We start from the raw sequence: 23,595 nt of genomic DNA, 5'->3' as shown, positions 1-23,595 counted from the left end.
TTTGTATAAAACATAAAACCTCTTGCCCTAAGACAAGAGGTTTATCACAACCAAAAAATTATAAATAACGAGCTTATTAGTTTGCGGTCTACAAATGGTCAACCGCTCCCTGTTCTCTAAACTGTTGCAAGCTTAATGATGTTCTTGATATTGTCAGATTTCCCCATAGAGTAGTAATGTACTATTGGGGTTCCTGCTTCTATCAATTCTCTTGACTGCTGGGCACACCATTCGATACCGATTTCGCGGATGGCAGCATTGTCTTTTGCTTTGAGTACCTCAGCAACCAAATCATCTGGTAAGTCAACTTTAAAACGTTGAGGTAATAGATTGAGTTGGCTTAAGGTAGCTAAAGGCTTTAGTCCTGGGATAATCGGCACATCAATACCAATTGATCTACATTTATCTACAAAGGCAAAGAACTTACTGTTGTCAAAAAACATCTGTGTAACAATGTATTCTGCTCCATTGTCTATCTTCTGCTTTAGGTATTTAAGATCTGTGTCAAAGTTAGGTGCTTCCATGTGTTTCTCAGGGTAACCTGCTACTCCAACACAGAAGTCAGTCTTACTGGTATTCTCAAGTTCAGGGTCTAAATAGATACCTTGGTTAAGTTCACTTATTTGGGTAACTAGGTCAGAGGCATACTTATTTCCTTTGGGTTCAGGCTTAAAGTAAGTTTCGTTCTTTACAGCATCACCTCTAAGGGCTACAACATTATCAATACCTAAGAAATCAAGGTCTATGAGGAAGTTTTCGGTGTCTTCTTTGGTGAATCCTCCACATAAGATGTGCGGTATGGCGTCCAACTTGAATCTATTTTGGATAGCCGAACAAATGCCGACAGTTCCTGGTCTTTTTCTAACTGTTCTTTTTTCCCACAGTCCGTTGCCTGCTTCTTTGTACTCATATTCTTCTCGATGATACGTTACGTCTATGAAAGGAGGATCAAACTCCATTAGCGGTTCGATAGAGTCAAATATTCCTTGAATATTTTGTCCTTTTAAGGGAGGTAATATCTCAAAAGAGAATTGCGTTTTACCGTTTGCTTTTTGGATATGTTCTGTTACTTTCATGATTCGTTCGTCGTTAATTTATTATTTTGTGCTAAGTTGGGAGATAACCAACGTTCAGCTTCTTCTATTGATATATTTCTTCTATTGGCATAATCTTCTAATTGATCTTGTTCTATCTTACCTAACCCAAAGTATCTACTCTGTGGGTGGGCGAAGTAGTAACCAGATACTGCAGCAGCAGGGAACATCGCATAACTTTCTGTTAGACTAACACCTATTCGTTCTTCGACTTGTAGGAGTTTCCATATTGTGCCTTTTTCTAAATGATCAGGACAAGCAGGATATCCTGGTGCAGGTCTGATACCTTGATACGCTTCTTTTATCAGTTCTTCATTACTAAGGCGTTCTGCAGAGGCATACCCCCAAATCTCTTTGCGGACACGGTGGTGCAGATATTCTGCAAAGGCTTCTACTAAACGATCTGCTAATGCCTTCACCATAATAGCGTTATAGTCATCAAGGTCGTCTTCGTATTCTTTTGCTATTTCATCTACTCCAAAACCTGTTGAGACTGCGAATAAACCAATGTAGTCTTCTAATCCACTTTCTTTTGGAGCAACAAAGTCTGCTAAGGCAATATTCGGAGCCTTGATATTCTTTAATGATTGTTGACGCAGTGTTAATAACTTATCTAATGTTTCTCCTTGTTCATTGTACACTTCGATATCATCATCATTAACTTGATTTGCAGGGAAAATGCCTAAGACACCTCGTGCTTCGAACCAACGTTCATTAATAATCTTGTCTAACATAATCAAGGCATCGTCATATACTTGTGTAGCTGTCTGCCCGACTACCTCATCTGTTAATATCTGAGGGAACTTACCATACAACTGCCAAGAACGGAAAAACGGTGCCCAATCTATAAATGGCAATAATTCGTCTAATTCTACTGTTACGGTTTTTGTACCGATAAAGTTGGGTTTGACAATGTCTTTAGCATCCCATTCTATCTTGACTTTGTTAGCTCTTGCTTGTTCTATTGTGATATAGCTCTTGTCTCTTGCTCTGCCTAAGTAATCGCGTCTTAGCTGATCATATTCTTCTCTGATGTTATCTTTAAATGTTGTTTCAATTTCTTTTTGTAATAACTGATTAGCAATGGTAACTGAACGTGAGGCATCGTGTACATGTACAACACAATTCTTGTACTCTGGTGCTATCTTCACAGCTGTATGAACACGTGAAGTAGTTGCTCCACCAATCATGATTGGAATATTGCTATTGACCTTGTCTAATTCTTTAGCTAAGTGTACCATCTCGTCTAAAGAAGGAGTGATTAATCCACTTAGTCCAATGATGTCCACTTGTTCTTTAATAGCTGTTTCAATAATCTTCTCAGGTGGAACCATTACCCCAAGGTCTATAATCTCATAGTTATTACAAGCCAATACCACAGCTACGATATTCTTACCGATGTCGTGTACATCCCCTCTCACGGTAGCCATAAGTATCTTACCAGCATTACCTACAGAGGCTTCTGCATTCTGTTTTTTACTTTCTTCAATAAACGGAAGTAGATAGGCTACAGCCTTCTTCATCACACGTGCAGACTTCACTACCTGTGGTAAGAACATCTTACCTGCTCCGAATAGGTCTCCGACTACATTCATTCCATTCATTAGGTATTGTTCAATGACTTGGATAGGTTGAGGTACGCTTAGACGAGCTTCTTCTGTATCTTCTATAACATAAGTTTCTATTCCTTTTACTAATGCATGTGTTAGTCGGTCTTGGATACTACCTGAACGCCATTCTTCTACTTTGATTTCGATTGATTGAATAGCACTTTCATTTTTAATACTTTCGGCAAAGTCAAGTAGGCGTTCAGTCGCATCATCTCGTCTATTTAGCAACACGTCTTCTACGTGTTCCATTAGATCCTTGTCTACCTCATCGTACACTTCTAACATCTCAGGATTCACAATACCCATATTCATACCGTGCTGTATCGCATGGTATAAGAAGGCTGCATGCATCGCTTCACGTACTTTATTATTCCCTCTAAACGAGAAAGAAACATTACTTACACCACCACTTACATTGGCGTAAGGAAGGTTCTCTCTAATCCATTTGGTGGCATTAAAGAAGTCCAAAGCATTGTTGTTGTGCTCTTCCATTCCTGTCGCAACAGGAAATATGTTGGGGTCAAAGATGATGTCCTGGGGTGCGAAGTTTACTTGGTTGACTAATATATCATAAGAGCGTCTGCATATTTCTATTCTTCGTTCTAAAGAATCTGCCTGTCCTTTTTCGTCGAATGCCATTACTACAGAGGCAGCTCCATAGCGTTTGATTAATTTAGCGTGTTCGATAAATAACTCTTCTCCCTCTTTTAGGCTGATAGAGTTCACAATCGCTTTACCTTGTACTACGCGTAGTCCTGCTTCGATAATTTCCCATTTAGAGCTATCAATCATAATAGGAACTTTCGCAATATCTGGTTCAGAGGCTATGAGATTAAGGAAGTTAGTCATACAGTGTACACCGTCTAAGAGTCCTTCATCCATATTAATGTCTATAACCTGAGCACCACCCTCTACTTGTTCTCTTGCAACAGCTAAGGCTTCGTCAAATTTCTCTTCTTTAATCAAACGCAGGAACTTACGAGAACCTGTAACATTGGTACGCTCTCCTATGTTGATAAAGTTAGTCTCGGCAGTTACATATAGTGGTTCTAATCCAGATAAGGCAAGCACAGGCTTTAGGTTGAATTGCTTTGGTTGTCTATCTTTACTGTGTTCTGCTACTGCCTGAGCAATTAACTTAATATGCTCTGGTGTAGTACCACAACAACCTCCAATAATCTGTACCAAGTTTTGACTCAAGAAGCTATCGATTAGTTCTTTCATCTCTGTTGGTGTTTGGTCATATTCTCCAAAGGCATTTGGTAACCCCGCATTTGGGTGAGCAGAGATATTCACTGCTGCGTGTTGACTCAGTTGTTTTACATACGGCTCTAATTGTTCTGCTCCTAAAGCACAGTTAAACCCTATACTCAATAAAGGGATATGTGCTATAGAAATCAGAAAAGCCTCAACAGTCTGTCCTGACAAGGTACGCCCCGAAGCATCAGTTATCGTACCTGAAATCATAATCGGAATATCGATACCTCGTTCTGCTTGTATCTCGTCTATAGCGAATAAAGCTGCTTTAGCATTAAGGGTGTCGAATATAGTCTCGACTAATAGTAAGTCACATCCACCGTCTAATAATGCTTCTGCTTGCTGTTTATACGCTATACGTAGTTCTTCAAAAGTAATGGCACGATATCCTGGATTATTTACATCAGGAGATAAACTCGCTGTCTTATTCGTCGGACCAATAGCTCCTGCTACATAACGAGGTTTATTAGGGTCTAAGGCCTCTACTTCGTCTGCTACTTCTCGCGCTATCTTAGCCGATTGGTAGTTTAGTTCGTATACTATATCTTCAAGGTGATAATCTGCCATAGCAATGGTAGTACCCGAGAAGGTATTCGTAGATAAAATATCAGCTCCTGCCAAAAGATATTGTCTGTGTACTTCTTTTACAGCGTCAGGTTGAGTGATAGACAACAAGTCATTATTTCCTTTTAAAGGATGAGCAAAATCAGCAAAGCGCTCTCCTCTAAAGTCTTCTTCTGAGAATCGGTAAGCCTGAAGCATTGTACCCATTGCTCCATCGAGTACTAATGTTCTTTGTTTTAATAGGCTTCTGATATCAGTATGTGTAAGTGTTGTTGACATAATTTTCTCTTTTAATCAATGTTTTTTGAAGTGTCTTGAACTTGTTTTACTGTGCAGCAGTTAAGGCTTGTTCTAAGTCACGGATAATATCTTTTGTATTCTCTAAGCCGACAGATAGACGTATCAGGTTGTCTGTAATACCTGTGGCTATTTTTTCTTCTGCAGGAACCTTACTATGTGTGGTAGAAGCAGGGTGGGTAACGATAGTTCTACTATCTCCTAGATTAGCAGTGCGACTACATAACTGTAAAGCATTTAAGAATGCTCTACCTGCGTCAATACCTCCCTTGATACCAAAAGCTATAATGTTACCACCTTGTTTCATTTGTTTTTTTGCTACTTCGTATTGTGGATGACTTGGCAAGAAAGGGTATTTGATAAACTCCACTGCTGGATGTTGTTCTAAATACTCCGCTATAGTCAAGGCATTCTCACAATGTCTGTCTACTCGTATGGCTAATGTCTCTAAGCTCTTAGATAATACCCAGGCATTAAATGGAGAGATACTAGCGCCTATGGTACGGGCAAACAGATATATCTTATGGATGTATTCTTTATATCCTACGGTCACTCCTCCACAGGCTCTACCTTGTCCGTCAATTAACTTTGTAGCAGAGTGCACTACGATATGAGCTCCTAAGGTAATAGGGTTCTGTAGATAGGGTGTAGCGAAGGTATTGTCAACGATAAAAATAAGGTTGTGCTTCTTGGCTATCTCTCCTAAGTAAGCTAAGTCTAATACATCTACTCCTGGGTTAGTAGGACTCTCTGCAAATAGAATCTTTGTGTTTGGTCGAATCAATTGCTCTACATCGTATACTTGATTAAGGTCAAAGTAACTCGTCTCAACTCCCCACTCTGGAAAGGTATTACTGAATAACCCTCTCGTAGAACCAAAAATATTAGAACAAGAAACAATGTGATCACCTGTTTTTAATAATGGGAACAAGCTACAATACACAGCCGCCATACCTGTAGCAAAGGCAAAACCTGCTTCTGCTTTTTCGAATAAACGTATCTTCTCAACCAGCTCTGTTTGGTTAGGGTTAGTAAAGCGAGAGTAAGAGTATTGTTGTATTTCTTCTGCAAATACAGCACGCATATTCTCTGCATCGTCAAAGACAAAGCTAGAGGTTAGGTATAGTGGTGTAGAGTGCTCATTGTATTGGGAGCGCTCTGTCTGTGTTCTTATGGCTTGTGTCTCAAAACAACAGCCTTCTTCATTGTTAGTTGTATTCATCTTTATTTAGTTTACGGTTAACGGTTCACAGTGGACAGTTAACGGTGTTAGTCTTTAGTTTTTGGGTAATAGTTATATATCAAATACAAATCAAAAGTAGTCGCTTGTATAAAGTCTTTTTACATACTTGACTATTATGATCTAATATGATTATTATAGTATTAAATGGTAGCATAAAGTGGGACACTATAACGTTTCACAGTTTTCAGTTACCTGTTTTAAGATTTAATAGACTTGATGAACCTTGGGAGACACGGATAATAATCCGTCTCTACATTGATATACTATGTGTGCACAATGCCGAAGGCAAAAAACTGTTCACTGTCCTCCAAATCCACAATATCAATTCAAGACAATGACTTCCTTGTTTACAGATTTAGTAAACTTGAAGAGCCTAGGGTGACACGGATAATAATCCGTCTCTACATTGGTATACTATGTGTACTCAATGCCGAAGGCAAAAAAATGTTTACTGTTCCCTAAATCCACAACAACGACTCTGTTTATAGATTTAATAAACTTGATGAACCTTGGGTGACACGGATGATAATCCGTCTCTACATTGATATACTATGTGTACACAATGCCGAAGGCAAGAACTGTTCACTGTCAACTGTCCACCGTTAACCAATTTATTTATCAGCTAATCTTAAGATATCTCCAAACACTCCGCGTGCTGTAACAGATGCTCCAGCTCCAGCTCCTTGGATAATGATAGGGTTGTCTCCATAGCTCTCTGTGTATATCTCGAATATACTGTCTGAACCTTTTAGTTGTCCTAATGCTGAACTAGTCGGTACTTCGATTAGCTTCGTTTCTAATACTCCTTTGTCTTCTTGTAAGTCACCTGATAACTCTCCTACATAGCGAAGTACTGTATCTGGTGCTAAGTCTTGTTTTATCTTATCGAAATAAGGGTTTAGCTTCTCTAAACTGTTTAAGAACGTTGGTGTATCCACAGCTTGTAAGTCTGTTGGAATTAAGTTTTGGATATTAATTTCTTCGAACTCGTTTTGTAGGTCTAACTCACGAGCAAGAATTAATAACTTACGTCCTACATCATTACCAGATAAGTCTTCTCGTGGGTCTGGCTCTGTATATCCTTTCTCTATCGCTTCTTTCAGCACTTCACTGAATGGTCTGTCTTGGATAGAGTAGTTGTTGAAGATGTAGCTTAGACTTCCTGAGAACACTCCTTTTATCTTTGTGATATTTTCTCCTGATAAGTGAAGTAGTTTAATCGTATCAATCAATGGTAAACCTGCACCTACGTTTGTCTCGTATAGATATTCTTTGTGGTTTGCCTTTAATGTTTGACGAAGCTCTTTGTAGAAGCTATAAGAGATGGTGTTTGCTATCTTATTTGATGAGATAAGGTCAAAACCATTCTCTACTAACGGAATATAATTCTTGATAAACTCGCCCGAAGCTGTATTATCTATAGCTATTAAGTTCTCTAAGTGGTTAGCATTCGCATAGTCGATTACTTCTTGGATATTATAAGCAACACTTTTTTCTTTTAGATCTTCTCTCCAGTTACAGTTAATACCTCCATCGTTTAGCAATACTTTTTTTGAGTTACCAATAGCGAAGATGTTAAGAGCTATATTCTTTTTACCTTCTATAGATTGAGCAGAGTGTAAGATCTGGTCGATTAAAGTTCCTCCTACTAATCCGTGTCCGAATACAGCGATGTTTATCTTCTTCGCGATACCGAATATTTGCCCGTGGATGACATTTAATGCTTTCTTTGCTTCTTCTTTACGAACAACTAAGCTTACGTTCTTTCCTGTTACCGTATTGTTGAATAGAATAGGAACGATCTTATTTTTCACTAATGCAGCATAAGGCTTGTCAAATGTACTTAGGTTTTGACCGATGATAGAGATCACTGCTATATCTCGGATGATAGAGATACTGTTCACATCACGAGTATAGAAATCATTAGAGAACTCTCTATTTAGTGCTTCTGCTGCTTTATCAGCATCTTTCTCTTCTACGATAAAACCTAATCCACGTTCTGAAGAACCTTGAGAGATAACACCTACGCTAATTCCTTCATTCGCTAATGCTGTAAATACACGAGCATCAACTCCTACGATACCTAATAACCCACGTCCTTCAAACTGTATTAAGGCAACATTAGACTGTACAGAAAGAGACTTGATTCCTTTAGCAGTAGTCTTGTTAGAGATTAATGTTCCTTTGTTATCTGGGTTTAATGTATTCAAGATACGCAGAGGAATATTGTTTTCTACTAGAGGTAATATCGTTTTAGCATGTAAGATAGAAGCTCCGAAGTTAGCTAACTCATTTGCTTCATCGAAGTGAAGTTCTTCTATCTTCTGAGCGTTCTTAACCCAATCTGGATTAGCAGTATAGATACCATCTACGTGAGTATAGTTTTGCAATTCATCTGCTTGAATAAAATTAGCTAATAGAGCTGCTGAGTAGTTACTACCATTGCGACCTAGTGTAGTCGTTTCCCCTTTTTCAGTTGCACCGATAAACCCTGTTACTACTGCAATAGTCCCTTTGTCTAAGGTAGCAAAGTAAGCTTGTGTTTTCTTTTTCGATACTTCATCTAATGCTTGTGCACTACCGAAGTTGTTATCTGTGATAAAGAATTGACGACTATCTACGGCAATGGCTTTTATTCCTTTAGCATTTAACTGAGCAGCTAATATCTTACTTGATATTAATTCTCCTTGTGCTAATACTTGGTCTTTAATTTTTAACCCGTAGTCTTCAATTAAAGAAACTCCTTCGTATAATTTGCTCAATACTTCTATTTCTGTATGTATATCTGCTTCATTGTGATATGCTCTGTTTTTGAACGCTTCAAAAGCAGTTGTATAATCTTGTTTAGTCTTTGCTAAATCTAATATATTCTCTAAGATATCTGTTGTATCTCCGATAGCAGAAACTACTATGGTAATAGGCCCTTCGTTTACCTTTGTCTTAATGATATTTATTACGTTGTCAAAAGCTTGCCCTGATGCAAGAGACTTTCCTCCAAACTTTACTATTTTCATGATGTGCTGATTTTAGAATAATGGTTTTAATAAATTGTTTAATTGTTCGTATTCAATTAAGAAGGCATCGTGGCCGTGTATTGATTGAATCTCTTGGTATGTAATGTGTTTGCAACAGTCCTTTAATAAAGCGACTATCTGTTCTTGTTCTTTGTTTGTGAACATATAATCTGTATCTACTGCTATACAGTGTATCTGTGCACTTGTTAGTTGAGCAAAAGCCTTTAGACTATTTTGTGTCTGTTCTTGACCTATTGTTTTGAGCAGGTGATTCATTAGCTTGTAAGCTTGTAGCTTAAATCGACTTTCTAAAGTCTGCCCATGATATTTAAGCCAACTCTCTATCGCATATTGGTTTTCACTTTCTTTATACCCATTGGCGAACTTCTGCTGGAGCGATGCAGGAGTGCGGTAGAGTAGCATAGCATGCATACGAGCATCTTCTATCGGCTTTGATGAGTTGTTCAGTATGCTGTCTTGTACTAAGGCATTACCTATTAACCAATCTGATGCTTTACAACTTGTCGCAATTGGGATTAAATGATCTACTGCCGTAGGTCTTATAAAAGCTAACTCCCATGCGATACTTCCTCCTAAGCTTCCTCCGATGATCGCGTAAAGGTGACTTACGTGTAATCGGTCTAAGGCTTTCCAAAACACTTCAGCGATAACTTTAGTCGTTAGTGCTTTATAATCTTGGATGAGGTGTGCCTCTTGTTGGTTAAAACCATTGCCGGGGATATCAAAAGCAATCACTGTGTATTTGTTGAGGTCTATTACTTTGTCATAACCCACTAAACTATTCCACCAGCCGTTGTCTCCAGCTACTTGACTATTCCCTGTCAAAGCATGGTTAACCAATACGATAGGAGCACTGTGTAGAGGTTGTCCCACCACCTGATAGGTGAAGTGAAAAGTATGTGTACTTCCGTTTGGTAGTGTATGATTAGTGATTGTTATTTCTTGTAAGCGACTCATGGTATTCTATTGTTATTTATTGTGCTAATGCTTGTTTGATATCTTCTATTAAATCCTCTGTTTCTTCTAATCCTATAGATAGTCGTATTAGACTTTCTGTTATCCCAGCTTGTATTTTAGTCTCTTTAGGTACGGAGCCATGAGACATTTCAAAGGGATAATTGCTCAAGCTCTTTATACCTCCTAAACCTTCTGTTAGGGTAAAGAGCTTTAAATTCTGTATGACTTGTAAGGCAGCTTCTTTTGTATTCTCTTTTAGATCAAAGCTGATGACACCCCCGAAATACTTTTGTTGCTTCTTAGCAAGCTCATGTCCTTCATGACTTTTTAATCCAGGATAGTATATCTTGTCTATCTTCGGATGTGTGCTGAGGTATTCTGCGATCTGGATAGCATTCTCAGAATAACCTTTATATCTCAACAAGAGTGTTTCAATGCCTCTGATGGTTAAGAAGCTATCGAAGGGACTTAGTATAGCTCCTGTTGAGTTTTGGTGAAACTTAATGACCTTTCCGATTTCTTCTGTTTTGGTTATTACTAATCCTGCTACTACATCAGAATGTCCTGCTATATACTTCGTAGCACTGTGTACCACGATATCAGCTCCTAAGTCTAACGGCTTCTGCGCTATTGGGGTAGCGAAGGTATTATCTACACATACCCATACTTTATGTTGCTTAGCGATACTCGTGATAGCTTGTATATCTGATATACGCAGTGTAGGGTTAGTAGGACTTTCTATCCATATCAATTTTGTTTTGTCATTGATTGCTTTCTCTACATTAGCGGCTACCGTTGTATCTACATAATGAGTCTTGATCCCAAACTTTGCATAGACTTCATTCAATAACCTATAGGTGCCACCGTATATATTAGCTACGGCGATTACTTCGTCTCCTTGACTCAGTGTTTTAAATACAGCATCTATTGCAGCAAGTCCACTTCCAAAAGCAAAACCCTTTGCACCGTTCTCTAAAGAAGCAATTAATTCTTCAAGGGCTTGACGAGTAGGATTGTTGGTACGTGTGTAGTCAAATCCTTTGTTTACCCCTGGTGCTTCTTGAGCGAATGTCGTAGTCTGATAGATCGGTACGGCGATGGCTCCTGTGTGTGGGTCTATCGGAATATGTTTTAGTATATCTGTTTGGGTACTCATCTTATAATGTTTTAAATACGTTAGCTAAATCGGCTTTTAAATCTTCAATGTTTTCTATTCCTACTGATAGTCTGATTAAGTCAGGTGCTACTCCTGTTGCTTTCTGTTCAGCCACACTTAATTGTTGATGTGTAGTAGAAGCAGGGTGGATGATTAAGGACTTAGTATCTCCGATATTGGCAAGTAGTGAGAATAGTTTTGTCTCGTTCGCTACTGTCTTCGCTGCTTCAAATCCTTTTTTCAATCCGAATGTTACCACTCCACTTTGTCCTTTAGGCAAGTACTCTTTTGCTAAGTCATGGTAAGCACTAGATTTAAGTCCCGGATAGTTTACCCATGCTACAGCATCTTGTTTCTCTAACCACTCTGCTAATGCAAGAGCATTCTCACTGTGCTTTTGGATACGAATAGGTAATGTTTCTAATCCTTGGATGATTTGGAAAGCATTGAATGGGCTAAGTGCTGCACCTAAATCTCTTAATCCTTCTACTCTTATCTTAGCGATGAAAGCGGCATTACCTAATGCTTGGTGATATATTAGTCCGTGGTATCCTGGTGATGGTTCTGTGAACTCAGGGAATCTACCACTTGACCAATCAAATGTCCCTGCATCAATAATCGCCCCACCTAGAGAAGTACCATTACCTGTGATATACTTAGTCAGCGAGTGTACTACGATATTAGCTCCATATTCAATCGGATTAAGTAGAGCAGGAGAGGCAACAGTGTTATCTACTATGAAAGGTATCTTAAACTCTTGTGCAATCTTAGCTACTGCTTTTAGGTTAATGATGTCTAACTTAGGATTACCTAAACTCTCTACGAATATTGCTTTTGTGTTCTCTTGAATATTTATTCTGAAGTTCTCTACATCAGATGGATCTACGAAAGTGGTGTTGATACCGAATCTTGGAAGAGTAACATTAAATAAGTTATAAGTCCCTCCGTATAAGCTATTAGATGATACGATGTGGTCTCCTGCTTTTAATAATGTTAAGAACGTTGTAGAGATAGCAGATGCTCCTGATGCTGTTACCACTGCTCCAATACCTCCTTCAAGTGCTGCTAAGCGTTGTTCTAAGATATCGTTAGTAGGGTTGTTTAATCTTGTATAGATATACGCTGGGATAGACAGGTTAAAAGCACCTGCTGCATGATCAGCATTTTCGAATACATACGATGATGTCTGATAGATAGGCACAGCTCTTGTTCCTGCTGTAGATTGTACATTGTGTCCTGCGTGTAATGCTTGTGTTGAAAAATTTAGATTGCTCATGGTTATATTTTTTTAATGTTTTAGTTACTTTTTTTGTTTTCTCAGTACTTAACCCTGCTGAGTAAAGGGCATAAAAAAAGTCCTTTCGGCATTGCCAAAAGGACTTCAAGTATTTTAATCTCTTTGTTTAGATTATAACTAACTCGTTGACTTTAGGCAATAGGGCGTCGTGAACATCATCATGTTCATCATCATCATTGCCATCATCATTGTGTTAGTATTGAAAATCATGGTATTTATATTTATCTAATTATATACTGTTTGGTTTGGTGTAAAAAAAAAGCCCTCGCTATTGCAAGGGCTTTATATATGTTATTTAGAATTTAAGTTTATGCAAATAACAAGCCCTGCGGATTTCTCCACATCATCATTGTCATCATCATTGTATAAACTGTATTCATTTTTTCTTCTTTGTTTTCGTTGGTACAAATATCATTAATTTATTTTGGAATAAACAAAATAAAAGTAACTTTTTTTATAATTTTAAATAAAAATCTCTCACAAGTGCCTCAAATGCTGGAGTGTACTGATGTCTCTCTACTTCGATAGTTAGCTCATCTAAGGGGATTTTCTCCACTAATTGACGTGAAAAAGCAATTAAGCTACGTTTGATTTCAGCTTGTTCGTTCCCTCGAACGCGAGTTACCTTGAATGGATAGATACCAAACTCGGCTGCTAATCTCATCAGTGTCTCTTCTTCTTTGGCTGGAATAATTACACTAAAGACACCTTTCTCAGACAAGAAATATTCTACCGCCTCAATTAATAAATCAAAAGGCATCGCATCCTGAAAACGAGCAGTATCTCTCTGCTTATCATTCGTGTGATAATCTTCACTATAGAAGGGAGGATTAGAGATAATTAGATCATATTCTTCTTCCATCTCATTAGCGAAGGTCTCTAAATCGGCATGGTAACAGAATAGTCTATCACCCCAAGGGCTGTTCTCAAAGTTCTCTACAGCTTGCTCATGTGCGTTTTCGTCTATTTCTACTCCATCTATCTGCTCTGCACCTGTACGCTGCGCCATCATTAAGGCTAATAGTCCTGTGCCTGATCCTATGTCTAACACATTGTAAGGATTATTGTCTATCGGTGTCCATGCTCCTAATAGTACTCCATCCGTACCTACCTTCATCGCACATTTATCCTGCTGTATCGTAAACTGTTTAAATTGAAACATCTTGCTTAGTCTTTTTGCAAAAGTACAAAAAGGACGTTTAGCGACCTAATGTATAGCTGTACAGAAGTGTAAGGTAGAATAAAAGATTTAAGTTAAAAATCACGTTCAATAGGGTTCTCACTGTCACCTACTTTTCTATTGAAATATTCAGCAGTTGCTTTGTCCAGGACAGTACCTTTTTCTTCTAATAGTTGTGCATACGTTTTACTAGCCGCTACTTTACGTGCTTTATTTGTCTGGTCTTTCGAATATTTTGCATACTTATCATCAGTGACAATATCCCATGAAGTAGATACTTTCTGACTGTCAAGTAGTTCAAAAACAAAGTGATTCTCACTATCCCAAGCCTTCACTACGAAGCCTGGTAGATTAATGAATTTATAAGGTCCACTCTGTACAGGTATATCTTGGGTGAATAGCACTGTCCATGCTCTACCACCATAAGTAGCAGTTGCTTCTTGTATCTTATAGTTATTCCAGTCTTTAACCTCAGGAAGTATAGTCCACTTTATACTATTCTTATCTTCCTCATAATAGCTCAGGTCTAATCCTATCTTATCATAGAACGAAGTATTAGTTCCATCAGCATATACAGTCCATTTAAAGGTTGATTTATTGTTTTTTTCAGGATTGTCTGTTTTTTGAGAGGTTATAAAACTATAGTTCATCAGATCTGTAAATCTAGATTCTTTATCTTTTATATCAAGTATAGCATTACCATCGCGGACAAGCTTCTTAGACCCATTGGCAATACTCGTTTTATAATTGTATCTCATCACTTCTACTTCAGAGGTATTCTGAGCAAAAGAAGAGGTCATAATCAATAATAAGAATAGATACTTTTTCATAATTGTGGTTTTTATGAATCTAATATAATTCTTTTATTTAACTTATCTACAGATTATTAATTATGTTTTGAGGTCTTTTATTTGTGCTGTTGATAAAAAATTAGAATATATTTTTTAAACTAATTAAGCGTAATTTGTAGTCAAGGAATAACCAAAAGGGGAGGTAGAGGCTTGAAAGAACCTTGGAAAGAATAAAGAGATAATGTGGAAAGTAAGTTATAGGTATTATAAAGGGTATAAATGAATTTTAAATCAATTTTAAATCAATTTTAAATCAATTTAACAACTATCAGAATAGATTATTTACAATCCCCACATTCTATACCACTTCATCAGTTCTTTAAAACTTCTGATATGGATGAAGGTAGCGGAACTATTATTAATCAGATCTACATACTTAGGGCTTTTCTTAGGAGCTTCGAATAAGATATACTTGACCATTTTCATACTGAATTGACTCTTGGCACCATCTAAGTTGCCAGGGCGAGTATCTCTGTGCGTGATACTGCGCTTAATATATCTATACAGTGCTCCGATAGGAGAGAAGTCTAGCCAGATAATACAGGTAGCCTCTTTAAATCGCTCAGGCATTAAGAAGCTATAGTTGCCTTCTATCACCCAGTCTGTATGATCCGTTAAGAATGCCTGATGATCAGCTGTCATAAGTGCTTTATCACGAGGTGTCCAGTCTGTATTAGGGATATGTGCTATCTGATCTAAATGAAGGATATTTAGATTCAGTTTCTTCCCTAAAGCTTGTGCTAGAGTAGACTTGCCAGAGGAGCTAAGCCCAATGATGCAGATGCGATTACCTAAGTCACGTAGTGCTACCATAATCGACAAATATAAAAACAAAAAACCTCGAAACAAGTGTCTCGAGGTTGTATTGTATGATGTATTATCTACCTAAATAAATATCTAATAACCCAACAGGTACATTAAGATATAACTTCTTATTCTCACGATCTACTTTATGGATAAGTTCATCTATCATTGGAACTAATATTTCGGTTCCGTTAAAGTCTATCTCGAATAGAGGTTGATAATTACTATCGTTTACTCTTTTTAGTTGACCTATTTCACCTTCGTTAGTATCTATTACATCGAAACCAGTGATTTCGTGGTAGTAGAATTTGTTTCCTTCTAGTTTAGGAAGCATCGTCAGTGGTAGGTATATCTCTGATCCGACTAATCGGTCGGCATCTTCTTCAGAGTTAGACTCCTCGAATTTAACTCTTAAAAAATCGCTTTTATGTAATGAAGCTTGTTCCATAAAAAAAGGAACCAGTTGTCCGTCGAAGTCGACGAACACTGATTCCAAGTTTTCGTATAACTCAGGTTCATCGGTGTCTAAATAAATAAGCACCTCCCCTTTAAAGCTAAATTTCTTTGCGATTTTGCCTAAATAGAAACAATCCTTTTTACGCATATCGCTAGTAAATTATGCTTGAGTTTCTTCGTTGCTTTCTTCAGTTGCTTCAGCAGTTTCTTCTGCAGGAGCAGCTTGTGCTTCAGCAGCTTTAGCTTGAGCAGCAGCAGCACGCTTAGCGTTTACTTCTTTCTCAGCAGCTAATCTAGCAGCTTTGTCAGCAGCTTTAGAAGAAGATAATCCTTCTTTCTTAGCGTTGATTTTAGCAGCTTTTTCTTCTAACCAAGCAGCGAATTTCGCGTCAGCTTGTTCTTGAGTTAAAGCTCCTTTTTTAACTCCACCTTGTAAGTGGTGTTTTAACATTGCTCCTTTGTAAGAAAGTAATGTTCTAGCAGTATCTGTAGGTTGAGCACCGTTGAATAACCATTTAACAGCAGCATCAACATCTAATTCTACAGTTGCAGGGTTAGTATTAGGATTGTAAGTTCCGATTTTCTCTAAGAATTTACCATCTCTTTTAGCGCGTGCATCAGCAGCTACTACCCAGTAAAAAGGTTTTCCTTTTTTACCGTGTCTTTGTAATCTAATTTTTACAGACATAATTAATTTAATTAGTTGAGGTACCCGACCTCGGTTCAAAATTGAGGTGCAAAGATAATATTTATTTTGAAGTGATTCGTTAATATATTGATTTTTTTTATTTTCTATCTATCTGACACACTGTGTGTTCTATGACGTAATTAAATCAATTCTCTTCTACTATTCTAAACTGAGCTAGTCTGTAGATCATTCGGGTAGAGAATTAGAACGCTTCGGTAAACCTTTCTTTACCCTAAGTAAATACTGGTTATTTCCGAATGGTATCCGAAGGAATTAGTATAGAATTATCCTTGTTATTTGATGGTGAGGTGGTTAGGGTAGGAGTGTGTCTTCATTATTGTGCAAAAAGGGAATATTGAGGCATTAGTGTCATAAGAGGGCAGATAAATATAGTTATGAAGAAGGGATATTATAGTGAAGTATTAATGAAATTAGGTGGGTAAACTAACTTTAAAGGCAATTACTTTTAGTAAATTACGGAGAGAATACAAAAGTTAATATTATATTAAAATAAAGCTTTTTTGTGTGGTTAAAATACTATATTTTTGTATTTGCTGTTATTAAAGAAGATAGTTAAAAATATGAAAAAGGTTATAGGGATAGTTTTGATGGTATTAGGGTTAGGATTCATCGCATGTGAGAATGAGACGAAGACTGCTGATCCGAGTATTATTGCAATGGTTAATAATGAAGAATTTACAACTGGAGTGAAATTCGAAACATGGAGACCTCAATATACTGACTTAAGAGTGGCTAATGAGAATATACTGTATCTAAAGGCAGAAACGGATACAACGATGTTTACCTTAAGAGTTCCTTATGCTTTCTCAGACGTACCTGAAGAAAGAACATTCGCTTTTGGGGATGTAGTGCCGGTAGATGTGTCTGACCTAAAGACGGCTTTCGCACAGTATATCGTTTATGATAAAGTAACTAAAGTGCCTATCGCTATCTATAAAACAGCGAATAATATCACTAATACTGGTGAATTTACGTTTGCGGATAAGGATAGTCAAGTGCCTGGAACGGTCACTGCAGAATTCTTTGCGAATATGAAGAAAGATACTATGCCTGGGTTTTATAAATTAACTACGAAACAGAAAGAATATTATAAGAATACACTTAGGGACATGAAGTCATTCCAAGATGGTGTGGTGTACAGAATGTCTGTGAGCGTAGGGAAATAGTCAGAAATTAAGAATTAGGAATTAGGAATGTTTGCTTTCGGCATGAAAAATATATAAGACTGCTCTTTATGAGTGGTCTTTTTTATATACTTTATGTATTCAAGTCTATGACAATGTACAGAACAACATAAATACAACATCACGACATCACAAAAACACAAAAGAACGACATCACAGCATCACTTCGTGAAAGTTTTGTAACTTTGTTTTTTACACTATTCTACCTTATTTAAGGTTAAAAATCTTATAATCAAGTATGTATTTAATTTTTGATACCGAAACTACAGGGCTTCCTAAAAGTTGGCAGGCGCCCATTACCGATACTGATAACTGGCCTCGATGTATACAGATCGCTTGGCAGTTACACGATGAGTATGGTAAGCTGATAGAGCATCAAGATTATCTGATTAAGCCAGAAGGATTTAATATTCCTTATGATGCAGAGCGCATACATGGTATCTCAACAGAATTAGCAGAGCAAGATGGTATTTCTCTAATGGAAGCCTTGGAGAAGTTTAATATTGCACTGTCTAAGACTAAGTTTATCGTCGGTCAGAATGCTGGGTTTGACGTGAATATTATGGGATGTGAGTTTTATCGTAAGGGGGTGAATAGTATTATGTCAGAGCTACCTGTACTAGATACGTGTACAGAGGTGACGGCTGAGATGCTAAAGCTACCTGGAGGTAGAGGAGGTAGATATAAGCTTCCTACGCTGACAGAGCTGCATACATTCTTATTTGGTGAGAAGTTCGCTGAGGCACATAATGCTACTGCCGATGTGGAGGCGACTACTCGATGTTTCTTAGAGTTGATCAAGCATGGGACATTCTCTACTCAAGAGTTACAGCAGGATGAGGAGTATATCGTGCGTTACCGCGAGGCTAACCCTCAGCCATTTCAGCTGATTGGTCTTAAACATATTAACTTAAAGAAAGCATCTGAAGAGATTCGCAAGCGACTGGCTAAACTAGAAGGTGGAGCATCTGAGGAAGTGTCTGATCATGAGAAAGAATTATTAGATCAGGCGAACTTCGCACACTTACACGTGCATACACAGTTCTCTATCTTACAGTCTACGATAGCGATTAATAATCTAGTGAAGAAGGCTGGTGACTGTGATATGTCTGCTGTAGCGATGACGGATCACGGTAATATGATGGGAGCATTCCACTTCGTGATGGCGGTGAATAACCATAATAAGGGGATAGAGGCTAAGAATAAAGAGCGCGCTGAGAATGGAGAGGAACCATTACAGACACTGACACCTATCGTGGGATGTGAGTTCTTTATCTGTGAGAATCATACGGATAAGACTAAAAAAGACAATGGATATCAAGTAGTATTACTTGCTAAAAATAAAAATGGGTATCACAATCTAGCGAAGATGGCTTCTATCGCTTATACAGACGGGTTCTACTATGTACCTCGTATCGATAAGCAGGTGGTAGAGCAGTATAAAGAAGATGTGATGGTACTGACGGGTAACTTATATGGTGAGGTACCTGGTAAGATATTAAACGTAGGTGAACGCCAAGCTGAAGAAGCCCTACTATGGTGGAAAGAGCAGTTCGGCGAGGATCTATACGTAGAGTTGATGCGACATAATCAAGAGGATGAGAATCGCGTGAACAAGGCATTAGTAGAGCTAGCACGTAAACACGATGTGAAACTGATAGCGACTAATAATGCTTACTATTTAGATAAAAAAGATGCGAATGCACACGACATTCTATTGTGTGTGAAGGATGGTGAGAAGCAGTCTACTCCTATCGGTAGAGGTAGAGGCTATAGATACGGTCTTCCTAATCAGGAGTACTACTTTAAGTCTACTGAGGAGATGAAAGAGCTGTTCTCAGACTTGCCTGATGCGATCTATAATATACAAGAGGTAGTGGATAAGGTGGAGCCATTCGTGCTACATCGAGATGTATTACTACCTAAGTTCGATATACCTGAGGAGTTTCAGGATGCGCGAGATTTAGAAGGAGATGGAAGTGGTAAACGTGGAGAGAATAACTTCTTAAGACACCTTACTTATAAAGGGGCAGAGGCGAGGTATCCTGAGGTGACAGAGGAGATTCGAGAACGACTAGACTTCGAGCTAGCGACTATCGAGAGAACGGGGTATCCAGGTTATTTCTTGATCGTACAAGACTTTATCGCAGCAGCTAGGGAGATGGGAGTGTCTGTAGGTCCTGGTCGTGGTTCGGCTGCGGGTTCGGCTGTGGCGTACTGTCTAGGAATTACGAATCTAGATCCTATCGAGTATGATTTGCTTTTTGAGCGTTTCCTTAACCCTGACCGTGTATCGATGCCCGATATCGATATTGACTTCGATGATGAAGGTCGTGGTCGTGTAATGGATTATGTAATCAATAAGTATGGAGCTAATCAGGTAGCACAGATTATCACGTATGGTAAGATGGCGACTAAGTCTGCGATTAGAGATACGGCTAGGGTGTTAGACTTACCGTTATTTGAGGCAGATAGAATCGCGAAGCTTATCCCTGGTATGATGCCGTCTAAGTGGAATCTGAATCGATTCTTAACAGAGGATGAGAACGCTATAAAAGGAGTACTTCGATCAGAAGAATTTGATAAAGTAAAAGAATTAATAGCCTTAGCTCAAGAGGGATCATTAGCTGCGGAAACTATACAGCAAGCTAAGATATTAGAAGGGTCAATGCGTAATACAGGTATTCATGCCTGTGGGGTAATTATTACTCCAGATGATATTACGAAGTTCGTTCCAGTAACGCTAGCTAAAGATTCTGACTTATATGTAACGCAGTTTGACAACTCGGTAGCAGAGAGTGCAGGTCTACTAAAGATGGACTTCTTAGGGTTAAAAACATTAACCCTTATTAAGGACACGATTAAACTAGTGAAGTATCGTACGGGTATAGATATAGACCCAGATAAGATACCTATCGATGATGTGAAGACCTACGAGCTGTTCCAGAGAGGGGAGACTATCGGGGTGTTTCAGTACGAGTCTGCAGGTATGCAGAAGTATATGCGCGAGCTGAAGCCTACCGTGTTTGCCGATCTGATAGCGATGAATGCGCTGTATCGTCCAGGGCCACTAGAGTATATCCCTTCGTTTATTCGTCGTAAGAATGGGGAAGAGCCTATCGTATATGATTTAGATGCATGTGAAGAATACTTACAGGAGACGTACGGTATTACGGTATATCAAGAGCAGGTGATGCTTCTGTCGCAGAAGTTGGCTGGATTCACTAAAGGTGAGGCTGATGTACTGCGTAAGGCGATGGGTAAGAAGCAGAAAGATGTACTAGATAAGATGAAGCCAAAGTTCGTAGAGCAGGCTTCTGCTAAAGGACATGATGCTACTACACTAGAGAAGATATGGAAAGACTGGGAAGCTTTTGCTTCTTATGCGTTTAACAAGTCTCACTCGACCTGCTATGCATGGATAGCGTATCAGACAGCATATCTGAAGGCGCACTATCCTGCAGAGTACATGGCGGCTGTACTGTCTAATAATATGAATGATATCAAGTCGGTTACCTTCTTCATGGAAGAGTGTAAGCGCATGGGACTACAAGTATTAGGACCTGATGTGAATGAATCATTCTACAAGTTTACAGTAAATGACAACTATGAGATTCGCTTCGGTATGGGGGCAATCAAAGGAGTAGGTCAAGGGGCAGTAAACACTATCGTAGAGAATAGAAAAGATGGGTTATACACTTCAGTATTTGACCTAGCGAAGAGGATAGATCTGAGATCTGCTAATAAGAAAGCGTTCGAGAACCTTGCTTTAGCAGGTGGTTTTGATTGTTTTAAAAATACACATAGAGCACAGTACTTCCACACGGATCCAAGTGATAATATCGTATTCTTAGAGAAAGCTATACGCTATGGGGCTAAGTCGCAGGAGAATGATAATTCTTCTCAGTTTAGTCTATTTGGTGAGAGTAGTGAAGTACAGATACCTGAGCCTCTATTGCCTATCTGTGAGGAATGGAGTACGATGGAGAAGTTGGCGAAGGAGAAAGAGGTAGTTGGTATCTATATCTCAGGACATCCATTAGATGACTTTAAGTTTGAGATGAGATATTTCTGTAATGTGAAGGTAGAGGAGTTGACAGACTTAAATCCTTTCACAGGGCGCAATTTGATGTTCGGAGGAATGATTAGTGATGTACAGTTCCGTACTTCTGCTAAAGGGAAAGATTGGGCTATGTTTACTATAGAAGGTTATGACGAGAGCTTTGAGTTCAGAATGTTCAATGAGGAGTTCTTGAAGTTTAGACATTTCTTATTAAACAATACATTTGTATACATTAAGATATTAGTTAAGGATGGTTGGGTAAATAAAGATACAGGAGAGAAGAGCGAGCCTCGTATTCAGTTTTTGGAAATGAAGTTATTACATGAAGTAATCCCTACTTATGCTAAGAAACTTACTGTAGTGATGAACGTAAAAGATGTGGCTTCTAGGCAAGCGGAGTTAATCAAAGATGCTTTTAGTAGATATCAAGGGGATAGCTTTGTAAACTTCGAGGTACTAGAGGTAGAACGAATAGAGAAAGAAGCTACACCTATAGCAGTGCCACAGCTAAGGATGAATGAAGGAGATGAAGAGGATGGTGCTAGTGAAAGCTTTGATATGGATGAGCCTATAGCAGTGGATGTACCAGAGTTCAGAGTAGTGAATAGATTAGAGTTTACTAGCCGTAATAGCAGAGTGAATATTACAGCAGAATTACTAGAAGAACTGGAAGCCTTACAAGTAGATTTTAAATTAAACTAGTAAAAGCAATATTATTTGATAATGCTTTTATAGATAAAAAAAATTGTATGTAGGTCGATTACTATAATAATTTTATTAAGTTTGTTGATATAATATAAAAGCAAAGAAGAATGGCATTAGAAATAACAGATGCTACTTTCGAGGAAGTAGTATTAAAATCAGACAAACCCGTAGTGGTTGACTTTTGGGCAGTATGGTGTGGACCTTGTAAAATGTTAGGGCCAGTAATCGAAGAGATCAGCTCAGAATACGAAGGAAAAGCTGTAGTAGGTAAAGTAGATGTTGATGCAAATCAAGAATTCGCTGCTAAATTTGGTATTAGAAATATCCCTACTGTATTAGTATTCAAAGATGGTGAAGTAGTACAACGTCAAGTAGGTGTTGCACCTAAGAAAACTTATGTAGATTTCATTGAAGGATTATTATAGTCCTCGATATATATAGTATTAAGGAAGACTCTCAGTAATGAGGGTCTTTTTTTTGACTCTATTCTAGAGAAGTGAGTATGGTGTCCCAATAGTTGCGACCATAATAGGGCAAAACAATGCAGAGGTGACTATAATAAGCAGTATGTAAGATAAGGAATGCATGAATATTTAGCTTTGTCAGTGAATTGTAATTCATAGGTTCTTTGACATATTGTATTAATAAGAGAGAAATAATCTTAGGAATGGCTCTTTTATGGAGGAGAGGATTACTCAGTTTTTTGTTTTAAGAGTAGAAAAGCGAGTTGTCAGATAGGAGATATTGTATTTTTTGGTTTGTAAATCGTTGGTGATTGTTGTGTTTTTTGATTTGATGGCTTGTTTTTTAAATAATCACATTACTTTTTTAGAGAAAAACAGGAGATTATAAGAGGTGCTGATGCTAAATAGTACGTGGAATTAGTATGATTTTTGTTGTTTATGAGAAGAGCAGAGGGTATGGAGTAAAAAAAATGAAAAAAAGTTTAAGTTTTATGTTGTTGATACTCAGTTTTATCAAATTTAATAAGGAGAAAAGTTCGAATTTTTTTAAAAGTACATTTGGTACTGTAGAAAATGGTTGTATATTTGCATCGCATTAAAGCAATAACGACGAAGGTTTGGTAGTTCAGTTGGTTAGAATACATGCCTGTCACGCATGGGGTCGCGGGT

General features: G+C 38.0%; 15 protein-coding genes. 3 read left to right on the top strand and 12 right to left on the bottom strand.

What is annotated here, in order from left to right; all coding sequences use genetic code 11:
• Positions 1-116: 116 nt before the first annotated feature.
• From metF to RT228_RS16825, 12 genes are all read right to left on the bottom strand, one after another.
• A complete protein-coding gene (gene metF / locus RT228_RS16880) occupies positions 117-1,076 on the bottom strand; it encodes a methylenetetrahydrofolate reductase [NAD(P)H] (RefSeq protein WP_006257609.1) in 960 nt (319 codons plus the stop codon).
• On the bottom strand, positions 1,073-4,804 hold the full coding sequence (metH, locus tag RT228_RS16875; RefSeq protein WP_313138995.1) for a methionine synthase: 3,732 nt from the start codon (positions 4,802-4,804) through the stop codon (positions 1,073-1,075). The genes metF and metH overlap by 4 nt, the downstream gene beginning before the upstream one ends.
• A gap of 46 nt (positions 4,805-4,850) precedes the next feature.
• Complete coding sequence (locus RT228_RS16870) at positions 4,851-6,044, bottom strand: aminotransferase class I/II-fold pyridoxal phosphate-dependent enzyme (protein ID WP_313138993.1); 1,194 nt, start codon at positions 6,042-6,044, stop codon at positions 4,851-4,853.
• Positions 6,045-6,676: 632 nt separating this feature from the next.
• On the bottom strand, positions 6,677-9,079 hold the full coding sequence (thrA, locus tag RT228_RS16865) for a bifunctional aspartate kinase/homoserine dehydrogenase I (protein WP_313138991.1): 2,403 nt from the start codon (positions 9,077-9,079) through the stop codon (positions 6,677-6,679).
• Positions 9,080-9,091: 12 nt separating this feature from the next.
• The gene (locus RT228_RS16860) at positions 9,092-10,057 is read right to left on the bottom strand and encodes an alpha/beta fold hydrolase (protein WP_313138989.1); all 966 of its coding nucleotides are present in this window, start codon (positions 10,055-10,057) and stop codon (positions 9,092-9,094) included.
• A 16-nt stretch (positions 10,058-10,073) separates the two neighbouring features.
• On the bottom strand, positions 10,074-11,213 hold the full coding sequence (locus tag RT228_RS16855; protein WP_313138987.1) for a PLP-dependent aspartate aminotransferase family protein: 1,140 nt from the start codon (positions 11,211-11,213) through the stop codon (positions 10,074-10,076).
• A 1-nt stretch (position 11,214) separates the two neighbouring features.
• On the bottom strand, positions 11,215-12,489 hold the full coding sequence (locus tag RT228_RS16850; protein ID WP_025125558.1) for an O-acetylhomoserine aminocarboxypropyltransferase/cysteine synthase family protein: 1,275 nt from the start codon (positions 12,487-12,489) through the stop codon (positions 11,215-11,217).
• Between the two features lie 475 nt (positions 12,490-12,964).
• Entirely contained in the window at positions 12,965-13,672 is a 708-nt protein-coding gene (locus RT228_RS16845; RefSeq protein WP_006266183.1) for a tRNA1(Val) (adenine(37)-N6)-methyltransferase, read from the bottom strand.
• A gap of 92 nt (positions 13,673-13,764) precedes the next feature.
• Positions 13,765-14,520, bottom strand: coding sequence for a GLPGLI family protein (locus RT228_RS16840; RefSeq protein ID WP_313138984.1), 756 nt, complete (start codon positions 14,518-14,520; stop codon positions 13,765-13,767).
• A 303-nt stretch (positions 14,521-14,823) separates the two neighbouring features.
• Complete coding sequence (locus tag RT228_RS16835) at positions 14,824-15,354, bottom strand: adenylate kinase (RefSeq protein WP_313138982.1); 531 nt, start codon at positions 15,352-15,354, stop codon at positions 14,824-14,826.
• A gap of 64 nt (positions 15,355-15,418) precedes the next feature.
• The gene (rimM, locus tag RT228_RS16830; protein WP_006257597.1) at positions 15,419-15,949 is read right to left on the bottom strand and encodes a ribosome maturation factor RimM; all 531 of its coding nucleotides are present in this window, start codon (positions 15,947-15,949) and stop codon (positions 15,419-15,421) included.
• Between the two features lie 12 nt (positions 15,950-15,961).
• The gene (locus RT228_RS16825) at positions 15,962-16,489 is read right to left on the bottom strand and encodes a 30S ribosomal protein S16 (RefSeq protein WP_006257596.1); all 528 of its coding nucleotides are present in this window, start codon (positions 16,487-16,489) and stop codon (positions 15,962-15,964) included.
• Positions 16,490-17,070: 581 nt separating this feature from the next.
• Here RT228_RS16825 and RT228_RS16820 point away from each other — a divergent pair.
• The 3 genes from RT228_RS16820 to trxA all read left to right on the top strand — a co-directional run bounded on the left by RT228_RS16820 (position 17,071) and on the right by trxA (position 22,887).
• The gene (locus RT228_RS16820) at positions 17,071-17,676 is read left to right on the top strand and encodes a hypothetical protein (RefSeq protein WP_006262653.1); all 606 of its coding nucleotides are present in this window, start codon (positions 17,071-17,073) and stop codon (positions 17,674-17,676) included.
• 256 nt (positions 17,677-17,932) lie between these two features.
• A complete protein-coding gene (gene dnaE / locus RT228_RS16815) occupies positions 17,933-22,459 on the top strand; it encodes a DNA polymerase III subunit alpha (protein ID WP_313138977.1) in 4,527 nt (1,508 codons plus the stop codon).
• A 110-nt stretch (positions 22,460-22,569) separates the two neighbouring features.
• A complete protein-coding gene (gene trxA / locus RT228_RS16810; RefSeq protein WP_006257591.1) occupies positions 22,570-22,887 on the top strand; it encodes a thioredoxin in 318 nt (105 codons plus the stop codon).
• The last annotated feature ends 708 nt before the right edge of the window (positions 22,888-23,595 follow it).

The sequence above is a fragment of the Myroides sp. genome (assembly GCF_032073645.1).
GTDB lineage: Bacteria > Bacteroidota > Bacteroidia > Flavobacteriales > Flavobacteriaceae > Flavobacterium > Flavobacterium odoratimimum.
The sequence above is the reverse complement of the archived record's forward strand: the minus strand, read 5'-3'. Positions and strand labels throughout refer to the sequence as shown.